This is a genomic window from Frankia sp. CoWAU3, assembly GCF_977971855.1.
Genome location: NZ_CDWWXB010000063.1, coordinates 1 through 11,808, shown reverse-complemented (window position 1 = coordinate 11,808; position 11,808 = coordinate 1). Strand labels below are relative to the sequence as shown.

General features: G+C 71.3%; 6 protein-coding genes and 1 pseudogene. 2 read left to right on the top strand and 5 right to left on the bottom strand.

What is annotated here, in order from left to right; genetic code table 11:
• Together AC08ON_RS08255 and AC08ON_RS08250 are read left to right on the top strand one after the other, a co-directional pair.
• On the top strand, nucleotides 1–1,291 hold a 1,291-nt coding region (locus AC08ON_RS08255), incomplete at its 5' end, for a vitamin B12 dependent-methionine synthase activation domain-containing protein (RefSeq protein WP_476616730.1).
• Nucleotides 1,292–1,343: 52 nt separating this feature from the next.
• Complete coding sequence (locus AC08ON_RS08250; protein WP_476607535.1) at nucleotides 1,344–2,099, top strand: RNA-guided endonuclease InsQ/TnpB family protein; 756 nt, start codon at nucleotides 1,344–1,346, stop codon at nucleotides 2,097–2,099.
• A 34-nt stretch (nucleotides 2,100–2,133) separates the two neighbouring features.
• Here the strand turns inward: AC08ON_RS08250 and AC08ON_RS08245 are convergent, their stop codons facing one another.
• The 5 genes and pseudogenes from AC08ON_RS08245 to AC08ON_RS08225 form a co-directional block, all read right to left on the bottom strand.
• Nucleotides 2,134–3,603, bottom strand: a complete 1,470-nt coding sequence (locus tag AC08ON_RS08245) for a UvrD-helicase domain-containing protein (RefSeq protein WP_476607536.1) — start codon at nucleotides 3,601–3,603, stop codon at nucleotides 2,134–2,136.
• Nucleotides 3,488–4,444, bottom strand: coding sequence for a type II toxin-antitoxin system RelE family toxin (locus tag AC08ON_RS08240; protein ID WP_476607537.1), 957 nt, complete (start codon nucleotides 4,442–4,444; stop codon nucleotides 3,488–3,490). The genes AC08ON_RS08245 and AC08ON_RS08240 overlap by 116 nt, the downstream gene beginning before the upstream one ends.
• Nucleotides 4,441–8,148 carry a Zn-binding domain-containing protein gene (locus AC08ON_RS08235; RefSeq protein WP_476607538.1) on the bottom strand — a complete coding sequence of 1,236 codons (3,708 nt, stop codon included), beginning with the start codon at nucleotides 8,146–8,148 and terminating at the stop codon, nucleotides 4,441–4,443. Before AC08ON_RS08235 ends, AC08ON_RS08240 begins: the two co-directional genes overlap by 4 nt.
• Complete coding sequence (locus AC08ON_RS08230) at nucleotides 8,094–11,132, bottom strand: DEAD/DEAH box helicase (RefSeq protein ID WP_476607539.1); 3,039 nt, start codon at nucleotides 11,130–11,132, stop codon at nucleotides 8,094–8,096. The genes AC08ON_RS08235 and AC08ON_RS08230 overlap by 55 nt, the downstream gene beginning before the upstream one ends.
• A pseudogene (locus tag AC08ON_RS08225) lies at nucleotides 11,129–11,808 on the bottom strand (hypothetical protein); the annotation flags it as partial. The pseudogene AC08ON_RS08225 and the gene AC08ON_RS08230, both read right to left, overlap by 4 nt.

The following is an 11,808-nucleotide window of genomic DNA, read 5'->3' as shown; positions in this document are numbered from 1 at the left end:
GGAGGGCGCCGACGCGATCGGCCTGTCCGGCCTGATCACCCCGTCCCTGGACGAGATGGTCACGGTCGCCACCGAGATGCAGCGCCGCGGGCTGAAGCTGCCCCTGCTGATCGGCGGTGCCACCACCTCGCGCCAGCACACCGCGGTCCGCATCGCCCCCGCCTACGACGCCACCACCGTCCACGTGCTGGACGCCTCCCGCGTCGTCGGTGTGGTCTCGGACCTGCTCGACGCCGACCGGGCCGGGGAGCTCGCCGTGCGTAACCGGGTGGAGCAGAAGCTCCTGCGTGAGCAGCACGAGAACCGCCAGCAGCGCCCGCTGCTCCCCCTCGCGCAGGCCCGGGCGAACCGCGAGCAGGTCACGTTCGACGACCTGCCCGTCCCCGCCTTCACCGGCGTCCGCGTCGTCACCCCGGACCTCGGCGCGCTGCGCTCGATGATCGACTGGCAGTTCTTCTTCCTTGCCTGGGAGCTGAAGGGCAAGTTCCCGGCGATCCTGGACCAGCCGGTGGCCCGTGAGCTGTACGATGAGGCGAACGTCCTGCTCGATCAGATCATCGCGGACGGCAGCCTTCAGGCCCGCGGGGTCTACGGCTTCTGGCCCGCCGTCGCGGAGGACGACGACATCCTGATCGATCAGATCGACGTCGGCGCGGTGAACAGCGCCAGCTCGCCGGGTCCGGGTGGCACGGGGCGGCTGCGCCTGCCGATGCTGCGCCAGCAGACGGCCAAGCCCGCTGGGCGGCCGAACCGCAGCCTCGCCGACTACCTGGCCCCGGCCGGGGACCACATCGGCGGGTTCGCCGTGGCCGTCCACGGCGCCGACACGCTCGCGGCCGGCTTCGAGGCCCGGCAGGACGACTACCGGGCGATCATGGTGAAGGCCCTGGCCGACCGGCTCGCCGAGGCGTTCGCCGAGTATGTCCACCTTGAGGCGCGACGCGCCTGGTTCGAGCCGGACGCCAAGCCGTCGCTGGAGGATCTGCACGCCGAGCGCTTCCGCGGCATTCGTCCCGCCTTCGGCTACCCGGCGAGCCCCGACCACAGCGAGAAGCAGGCGCTGTTCGACCTGCTGGACGCCGGGCGGGTGGGGATGGGCCTGACCGAGTCCTTCGCGATGACCCCCGCCGCCGCCGTCAGCGGGCTCATCTTCGCCCATCCGTCGTCGCGGTACTTCACCGTCGGGCGCATCGGCCGGGACCAGGTCGAGGACTACGCCCAGCGGCGGGTCCTGAAGATCTCCGACGTCGAGCGCTGGCTACGCCCCAACCTCGCCTACGATCCCGAGTAGACGCCCCGGACAGCAGGTCCGGGTTCGCGACGCTTACTCCTCGTGATCTGACATGCGGCGGCCGTTCCCGCAAGAAGCACGAGGGGCCGGCCAGACGTACGCTTGGCAGTCTTCTTGTAGTCGAGGCCGGCCGCCCGGGGTGCGACACGGATCACCGGCTTGTAGGCCCGGTCGCCGACCGTGCCACCCGCCAAGCAGTAGTGGAGGGTGTTCTGCGGCAGGCCGAGAAGCCGGGCCGCGACCCCGCTTCGGTGAACACCTCCCGCTCAAGCATGCTGACGGACCAGGTGGCGAGTGTCGCCCAGTCGCGTTAAGAACTCGGATCACGAAGGTCGGAGATGTCGAACTCGCCTGGTCTCGGGGGTTGCCGTCGGTTCCGTCGTCGGCCACGGTGATCCGGGAAGCGGACGGCCGGTACTACGTGTCGTTCGTGGTCGATGTGACCGACGAGCCGTACCCGGTCGTGCCCGCCGAGGTGGGGGTCGATCTCGGGCTCGATCGGTTGGTGACCATGTCCACGGGTGAGATCGTGGCGAACCCTCGCCCGCCGCGGTCGAAGCGGCAGCATCTCGCCCGCGCCCAGCGGTCGCTGGCCCGCACACGGAAAGGTTCCGCGAACCGTCGGAAGGCGGTGCGGCGGGTAGCGGTGTTGCACCGGAAAGTGCGCGAAACCCGCCGGGATCATCATCACAAGCTTGCCGCCCGGCTGGTCCGCGATAACCAAGTGGTCTACGTCGAGGAGATGGCGGCTACCGGGCAGACGCCCGTTCCATGGGACAAGGTAAAGGCCGACCTCGGCCTGGTATGAGGTACCCGGTCGGCATAACCCCGCATGCGCTTCGTCAGTTGCGCAAGCTCGACCCAACGGCGCGACGCCGCGTCCAGGCGGCGGCCAGGAACGGGCTTGGCCGGCCGTGCCAGAAGATCGCCAGTTCGTCGCGGGCGCGGGTCGCCGCGACGAACAGCAGTGACCGGTCTCGTGCCCGTTCCTGCTGGTACCGCTTTGGGTCGACGTCCTGGTACCGCTCGATCACGCCACGGGGCACAAGCCCGGCGCTGGCACCTCCGATGATGATCCGCCGGTACTCCAGGCCCTTGAAACGGTGCATGGTGCCCACGTGGACGCCGTCGGCTCGCTTCGGCCCGTCCGGCCCGATCTCGATGGCAGAAATCCCGCTCGCCTCGAGGTGTGTGACGACGTCCTCCACCATCCGTCGAGTCGGCACGCACACGGCGGTCGAACCGTCGCCGGCACTGGTCGAACCGTCGCCGGCGCTCTCCCAGACCCTGATCTGCCCGCTGATGAGCTTCAGTTCATCCGCCCAGGTGACGGCCTCACCGAGCACGGGTTCTCCGCCACTGAGCAGCGACCGGTACCCCGCGAGGTTGTCGTCGCCGCCGTCGAGGTCGTCGTACGTCTCACCGGCAAGCAGCCGAAGCGCTGTCCACAGGATCTGACGGGTGGTGCGGTAGCTCAGCGTCAACTTGGCACTGCGACCACGGATATTCACGCCGAGACTACCAAGCATGACGTAATTATCGTAGATTCGCTGGTGGGTGTCGCCGACGAGGAAGATGTCGTCCCGACCTGGCGCGACCATGGCCCGCAGCATCTTCCAGTGCGCCGGGTTGAGGTCCTGGGCCTCATCCACGACGACATGCCGATAGCGGTACCTGGGCAGGGAGCCGGAAGCGGTGGGCTGACCGGCCGCGCTCACCACCGCGGCCGCGCGGTCCTGTTCGGTGCGGGCGGCGTATTCGGCTACCTGGCGCCACGTCCACACACCGGCGTCGTCCAGGCGCTTGGTGAAACGTTCGACGAGTTGCCACACCGCGTCGCGGTCGGCTCGGGACAGTGGCCGCCCTCGACCTGGTCGCCGGGCCTTGAAGTAGTCGGTGCGGGAACGGAGCACCTGGCCCAGAACGACCTCGGCCCACTCGGCCGCGAGAAACTCGGCGTCCCACCGTCGTTCACCGACCTCGTCAAGCATCGCGGCCCACTCCCGCACGGCGGCGTCATCGTCGATCGTCCGCCGGCGACGGCTCGCCCCGGCCTCACCGACAACCCGGCTCGCGAGCTTGTCGATGTTGACGATATCGACCCGATCGACGAGGTCGGGGCCGACTAGGTCGAGGAACCGGGCCCGCAGGTCGGCGGCAAGGTTGCGGTTGAACGTGGTGAGCAGGATCGGCTTGTCATCGCCCGGCGGCAGCCGGGCGGCGAGGTGCCCGGCCCGGTGCAGCGCGACGATCGTCTTCCCGGTTCCCGGCCCGCCGCTGACCCGCGCCGGTCCGCCGTAGACCCGGTCCACGAGCTGGCGCTGGGTCGACCTGCCACCGCGCGAACGACTCGCCCAGCACCGCCTGCAGCGCGGCATCGTCGCTGGTCACCTGGGTCGCCGGCCGGGCAACCGCCGCAGCGAAGTCCTCCGGGTCGACCGGGCTGTCGGCCTTCACCGGCACGGTGACGTGTTCGAGTACTTCTTCGACGCTCTTGCCGTCGTGCAGCGCCAGGAGCACGTCGGACGTGAGCTGCGGGGCGACCTCGGCGAGCCCGAGCAGCTCGTCCTCGTCAACGATCCGTCTGATCAGCGGAAGCAGGGCCGGAACCACACCGAGGTCGACCAGGTCCTGGTCAGTGAAGGCCTCGAACAACGGCCGTTCGAGGTCCTTCTGGCCGCCCGGCTCCCCCCCTGCGGTGTCGCCGACTCCCGGCGCCGGCTCTGGCCTGACCTGGGCGGGCCTGACCCGGGTGTGGGTCAGCTGCCGTTCCGGCGGCAACAACCGGCCGACGATGCCGTCACCGACGGCGGACAGGTCCACGACCTCGATGCCGCCGGTGACTCGGTTGATCTGGTAGGAATACTTGTCCTCGATGCCGTCGTAGACCTCGCTGCGGTGCTTGACCGACACAAGCAGGTAGTCCTGGTTGCCCACGTGGAGCAGCAACGCGCGATGATCCTTGCCGATCCGGGCGGAGAACAGCCGAGAATTGCCCTTGAGTCGCTTGAAGTGCAGGCTCGGGGTGTTCAGGTTCTGCCGGAAGGCGCTCTGAAAGTCGTAGACGCCGCCTTTCTCAGCCCGGGTGAGCTTGAGGATCTCCTTGTCGGCCCGATCCAGGATGCGAAGTGTCACCTTGGCTTGGTCGGTCACGACTGGCTGTCCCTCCGTGAGCCGAGTGGACCATCGATCCTTGATGCGGGGTTCGTTGCGGGGTTCGATGTGAGGTTCGAGGCGAGATCGGACGCCTGCCATTCGGACGCGGTCCGCACCAGCCAGCCTGCCGCCGCGTAGGCGGCGTCGCGTCCCGAGCCTTCGGGGTCGCCCGGCCCGGCCGCGGTGACGACCCCGATCCTGGCGGCCGGCCAGGCCAGCTCCGCCTGCCAGGCCGCGTCCCCGAGTTCGTACCCGACCTCCGGTACCGGCACATCCCGCGCCGCCAGCTCCCGCACCAGCTCGACCAGCCCCGGCTCCGTCGCGGTGATCAGCCTGAGCACCGCCTGCCACGCGGGCCCGACCGCCGCCGGCTGCTGCTGCTGCGCCGGGCCGGTTACCTCGACAGCCGCCCCGGGATGCGCACCGGACGACGTCCCGATCCAGACCGAGGTCTCGGCATCGAGCTGGACCGACCGACGCACCGACAACGCACCCGATCCCGCCGCGACCCGGAGCAACGACGGGTCAAACTCGCCGAGGGCGCTCCGCGCGAGCTGGACGCCGTCGCCGCCCCCGGAGTCAAGGAACTGCAGCAGATTGCTCCAGTACAGCCAGGCGGCCCACCGCAGCCGGTGGGCATCGGTGTCGTTCGCGACGGTCGCGGTGCGGTCGTCGACGAGCACGAGTGCGGTCCACACGGGTGGCCCGCCGTCGCTCTGATCCGCGACCACGACGACCGGGCAGTGGTGGGCGTCCTCGACACGGACGACCGTGACCGGTCCGGCCGTCCCCGGGCGGGTCGTCGGCCGTCCGGGGACGGCCGGACCAGCGGTCGGTCCGGCGGTCAGCGCCTCCCGTACCGCTGCCGCCACGCCGCCGCGGCTCGCGGTGGTCCGCGAGCCAGGCAGGTTGAGCAGGCCGGCCAGCGCCGCGACCGTCCGGGACCGCCAGAGCTCGGCGTCGGGATCCCCGAGGTAGGCGAGCAGCAGCTCAACCGGGTTCGCCCACACCGTGCCGGCCAGTTCCCGCACATCTCGGCCGGTCAGGAGCCGGTACAGGTCCCGGGCGCCGGCCTGGGCGTTGCCGGCGTACGGTGGCCAGACCGGCGGCTGCGCCACCGGCCGGCCGCACCAGGCTTCGACGTCGTCCCAGGCCAGTTGGAAGACCACGATGTCATGGGCACGCAGCAGCGTTCGTTTGTCCGCGTCGTCGGCGATCCGGTTGTGCTCCTTCGAGGCGTGGTAGCTGAATCCGTCGAGGTACACCGCGACAGTCGACGGGGCCGCGTCTACCCGGACGAACAGCGCGTCTGGTCTGGTCCCGTGAATGGTGTTCTGCAGCCTCAGCTGCCAGTGGACGACCTGCCCGTCGGGCCGGCTGATGCGCAGGTCGGCGGTGCGTGCGCCATGGGTGTCGGCGGTGCGGGTCACGGTCGCCCGGCTTCCGGGACGGGCGCCCCAGTCGAGCAGACCGGCTAGGAACCGCGCTTCGAGTTCACTCTCGACCTGGTCGAACAGCGAGATCTCGTCGGTACACTGGCCACCGACGACGTCCCACCCGTCCAGCAGGGAACGCAGCATCGCCACCGCGTAGAACCGGCTGATCAGCTGGAACTCGTCGTCGCGGGCGTCCCGTAACAGGCACCGGTGGCATGCCACGCGTCCTTCCTCGGCGCACCGGCAGCTCTCGACGGCCCGCAGCGCGGCGGCGAGCACCTCCCGGAAGCTGTCGGGGTCGGAGAGCCGATGCAGGTAGCCGGTGCCGCCGGGCTGGGTGTCGTGGACGACGAGGAACCGGCGCACGTGCCCGGTGCCGTGCTGGCCGCCGTCGGGCATCACCGCCCGAACGATCCGCAGATGATCCGGATCGCCGCCGTAGCGGGCCGCGATGCCCAGGCGAAGCGCTGCCGCGAACGAGGCCATCCGTTCGTCGACGGCGGCGGTGACGGCCGGGACCAGGATGCGTATCGCCTCGGTGCGCAGCTCGTGCGCCAGGATGAGCGGGACGTGCCGGGTCGCCGAAGGGGAACGCCGGTACGGACACCACCGCCGGTGGTGCTGAGCCTCGCGCGGAACCGTTCCCGGCATCGAGGTGGCGGTGGCCGCCACGGGCAGGCCACCCTGGCCTGCCGCCGCGGTGGCCGGGCTCGGCGGCGGGCCGTCCTCCGGGGTACCGCCGCAGGTGACGCAGGCGTGGAAGGGATTGAGCCGAACCTGGGCGCCGCCGAAGACGTTGCCGGCCGGCCGGTCGTACCGCGCCGGGCCGAGGTTGAACTCCCGCACCACGGCCGTCCGGGTGTAGTCGATCCCGAAGGTGATGCCGGTGTGCCGCCACGACCGCAGCACCTGCTGGGGGTCGACGTCCACCGTGTGGGCCATCGAGTATGCCCGGACGACGCGGTCCTCGGCGTCGTCCCGGATACGCGCGTCATCGCCGCGGTCAACCGCGGTCACCTTGCTGGGCCGTAGCACCTGGTACAGGTTCCCCGAGTCGGCGATGCCGCGGCTGCCGCAGCGAGGGCAGGCGCTCGGGTCCTGGATGGCGTGTTCGGTGCGCACGTGGCCGCAGGCGGGGCACACCCGCCAGTGTTCCCAGGCCGGGCTGTCCGGCGTGCCGATCTCAAGACCGCTGATCTCATGCTGGTATCCCCGGACGTAGTAGATGTTGCCAGGTGCGATCTCACGCAGCGCCTGCCGGGCGGGGCGCGGGTACTCGCGGACCTCGCTGTGGTATCTGCGGTCGTCGGGTCCTGACCCGCCGTCTTCCCACGTCAGGGTCGCTTCGAGCATGGTGTTGGTGTCGATCAGGGCGTAGTTCGGCAGCAGTCCGAACTCGACGAGCGTGGCGTGCGCCGAGGCCCGGCCGATCTCGGCGACCCGCTTTCGGACGGCCCGCTGCTCGGCCCGCAGACCGCGGGCCTCGCGCTTCTGGTCGGGGTCGGAGTCGGCAAGGGCGTCGGTGGCGGACAAGATGGCCGCCAGCCGGTGACGCAGGCCGTCCAGCCGGGCTTCCCAGGCGGCGTCCACGCAGGCCAGCGCACCCTCGATTCCGCCGATTCCGCCGGCTCGGTCGGTCGCGAACACCCGCAGTTCACCGGCGGCCTGCGCCGTGACGTCGTCACCGAACAGCGACAGGAACACCTCGACAGTGTCGGCGCCGGCCCGCTTGGCCGCGGCGCCGAACGACGACAGCCAGCCGGTCGGGCCGAACAGGGCGCCGGCCCGACGCGGCAGCGGCAGCACGCCGGGCAGCTGGCGACGCGCCGCCAGGTCGATGAGGTGCGCGACATACTGGCGCCGCAGGATCTCGACCGCGGACAGGTAGCAGCCCGGCGGGACGATCTGGCCAGCGATCATCTCGCGGGGTTCGGTGAGGTAGTAACGGTCCCGGGCGCGGTTGGCGAGCAGCGTCAGCACGAACGCGTTCCCGCTACGGCGGCCCGCCCGCCCAGCGCGCTGCACGTAGTTCGCGGGCGCAGCCGGTAACGACGCGAGCAGCACGGCCGACAGCTCCCCGATGTCGATCCCGAGCTCCAGCGTCGGGGTGCAGGACAGCACGTTCGGGTCGGTGTAGCGGGTACCGTCGAGGAACTGCCGTTCCACCTGTTCGCGCTGCACGCGGGTGAGGACGCCGGTGTGCTCGCCCGTCACCACCCGGAACACCCCGCCCCCGAGGTAGAGCCGACGGTAGTAGTCGCCCACGGCGGCGGCGTCGGGCGCGGCGGTGAGGTGACCATCGCAGCGGTACCGCTGGCAGGGCTGCCCGACCCAGCCGGCGGCACGGTCTGCGCCCAGGAGCAGGAGTCGCAGCGGATCCCGGCCAGCTCGGCCGCGGAATCGTCAAGCCGGACAACCCGAACGTGGCCGGGTTGCAGCCCGAACACCGAAAGTGTCGGGTCGGCGGTGAGCTGGTGGCTGCGCAGCACGCCGGCACCGGCGAGTTCGGGCAGCAGACGGCCGAGGAACTCGTGGACGGCCTCCCGGTCGAGCCCGCCCAGGCACCGTCGCGCCCAGTCCTGGTACCAGCCGCCGCGCGCGGTGAGCAGGTCGAACTCGCTGTTGCGCCGAGGCCCGGACAGCAGGAATGCGGGCGCCGAGAGGCCCTCCGGGAAAGCCGGCATGCCGGCGGGCCGGCCACCCCAGACCATCCACCGGCGGCCGCCCTGGGCGAGGTAGCCGGCCAGCCAGGTGTGGCGGACGCCGCCGCGGACGCGCAGCCGTTCAAGCACACCCCGGACGAAGGCCTCCAGCCGTGCCTCGTCGGGCAGGCTCCCGGCCGGGAGCTGCGCGGCCCGGCCGGTGAGCAGCAGGTCGCGGCACAGGGCGGCGACCTTCCCCGGTTCGTCGAGCACGACATCGGCGGCGACGGTGCGGGTGAGCTCGAGCGTGCGGCCCTGGCGGGAACGCAGGCCGAACTCGAGCACGGTGGCGAACCCCAGCCGGTCAGCGACCAGCCGCCAGGTGCTGCGGCTGCCGGTGTGCTCACCGGACAGCAGGGCGTCGATACCGGGTGAGTCGTGCAGGTCGGGCGGGATGATCGCGGCAAGGGTGTCGCGGTCGGTGGCGGCGGCCACCAGGTCGGCGACGACGGCGTCGAGAGTCACCGGCTGGCCGGGTACCAGTTGGGCGGCGAGCAGCGAGCGCAGCGAGAAGGTGAACGAGCGGTTCGCGACGAAACCGGCCCGGTGGGCGGCGTCCTGCACCGAGTCGTTGAACAGCAGGGTGCGCCGTTCCCGGCCGGCCAGCTCGCCGCCGGTGAACAGCTGGGTGACGGCGACCGAAGCCAGCGTCGCCAGGCCCGCACCCAGATAGCGGATGCCCTGGTCCAGCCCGCAGGCCGGGCAGCGGTCCAGGCTGGCCGCCCGATCGTCCCCGAGATCGGCGAGGACGACCACGTCGTTACCGGAGTCGTTGCCGGAACCGGAACCGGGACCGGAACCGGAACCGTTGCCGGGACCGTTGCCGGAACCGGGGCGGTCGGCCCGGGCGCGGTCCTTCGCCGGGTCGAACGGACGGATGCGGCTGCCGGCGGAGTCGAGCACGAACAGGCCGCGGCCGGTGCCCGCGATCTCGCCCGGGGTCGCGGCGAGCAGGGCGCGTACCCGCCGCTTGTCCCGGCCGACGCCGGCCCGGTAGATCTTGGCCGGGTCGGTGACGAGTTCGTGCGGATCGCGCTCGGGCGAGATCGCCGACCAGCCGGACCGGCCGCAGTGCCGGCAGTAGACCGCCGGGAGCAGCGCCTGACTGGTATCCGCGACCGCACCGTCGGCCTCGGATGCGTCGGCGACGGGTACCCGGCGGGGGTCGCCGTCCCACAGGAAGGTCGGCTGCCGGGCCACGCCTCGCAGCAGCCGCGACACGGCCCGGACCCACAGGTGCGTCTCGACACCGAGGAACGGGCGCTCAGGCCGGTCCGGGTCGCGGGCCATCGACAGCAGCCCGACGAACCGGGCCAGTCCGAGCGCGGCCACCTCGGGTTCGTTCTGCAGGGCGAGGCCCCAGCGGTAGGCGCCCCGGCGTGGGAGCAGTTCCAGGATCTCCGCCGCGGTCCTGGGCTCGTCACCGAGCAGACCCAGCACCGCGTGGGTGAGGATGTGCCGCTGGAGATGCCGGCCAAGCACAGCCGGGTCGAAGGTGTCCACGCCGAGCACGGCCGCCACGGTCCGCCGCAGCGACCAGGTGTCCCGGGCCGGGTCGGGAATGCCCGCGAGGTCCGCCGGGTCCGGCAGCGGCAGGTTGTGGTCGACCGGGCGGAGAATCTCCTCCGGGCGCTGACGGTCTTCGCCGATCAGCGCCGCCTCGTCGAAGACGGTGCCGAAAACCTGGCCCGCGACGCCGCGGATGGCCGCGCCGCCGTCGCTGCCCTGGCCCTCGCCGAGGGTCGCCGAGGTGGCGACCGGGCAGGCGGCCCCGAGCGGACGGCCCGGCTCGGCCTGGCCGGTGACGGCGCCGAGCCGCCGCAGCAGCATCGCGACGTCGGTGCCCTGGGCGCCGTCGTAGGCGTGGAACTCGTCGAGCACGACATACGCGAGCTCGGCACCCTCCCACAGCGGCACGTCGTCGGCCCGCTGCAGCAGTTGGTCGAGCATCTTGTAGTTGGTGACCAGGATGTCCGGCGGGTTGCGGCGCATCTCCGCGCGGGAGGTCAGCACCCGGGCGTAGGTCGTCTCCGCCACGTCGCCGACGTACAGCCCGGCGGTCACGTGTTCCAGGCCCGGCCGGGCGAGGAACTCGTCGATGCGCTGCGTCTGGTCGGAGGCCAGTGCGTTCATCGGGTAGAGCAGCAGCGCCTTGACGCCGCGCCGGCCGGCTCGGCCGGCCCGCTCGCAGTGATCCAGGACCGGGACAAGGAAGGCCTCGGTCTTGCCGGAGCCGGTGCCGGTGGTCACCAGCGTCGGCTCGGCCGGGGAATGCAGGGTGCTCAGCCGCTCGAACGCCCGGGCCTGGTGTTCGTAGGGCGTCCAGTCCCCGCCCGGATGCCACTGGAGGTGTCGTTGCCAGCCGTCGGCCGCCGGCCGGAACGGGATGCGGACACGCAGGTACGGCCCGCGGTAGATGCCGTGCTCGGGATGCTCCAGAAAGCGCGCGAGCGCGGCCCGTTCGTCCGCGTCGGCGAGGGCGAACGTCGTGGTGAGGAACTGCGTCAGGTTGCGCCGCAGGCTGTCGGCGGCGAACGTCGGCCTCATCCGCCCGACTCCGGTGGCTCAGGCTCCCGCCAGCCCGCGTCCCGGGCGGCCCGCAGCCGGGCACTGAACGCGGCGTGCGCCTGCCGCATCTCCGCCTCCCGGTCCGCCTTGTGGGACGGGGCAGCATACCCTTCCGGCGGCGGCTCGTGACGAGGGTCCTCCAGGTGCTTACGCAACTGGACGTAGTGCTCCTTGGCCTGGCCGAACCCGAACGAGTTGCGGTCGCCGCATATCTTGCGACCGGCGAGATCGAACCAGGTGTCTTCCTCGTAGGCCTGAAGCTGGGGGAAGCGCGCGAGGTACAGGGCGACGAGCTGATCCGCCGAGATGTTCATCATCACCGAGACCAGCGCGTCCAGCTCGACCAGCGCCGCCCGCCGCGCCAGCTCGGTCCGCAGCGGCGACCGCACGTCCCACTCCGGCCGGACGTCACCGAGCGGTGGAGTGTTCGGCGTGGGGATCACCCAGCCGTCGTCACCCCAGGCCTGGTCGAACACCTCACTCCACAGCGGCGCGTAGGCCGACGTCAGGCAGTTCAACCGCAGCGTCCGCAGCAGGATCGCCCCGGCCAACGGATGGTCCACAATCGGCGCCGGCAATATATTGGCGTCAGTTACCTCAAGGTCGCTACGCCCTGTTACTCGTACAAAATAGTCGTAAGTGTTCGGTGAACCGG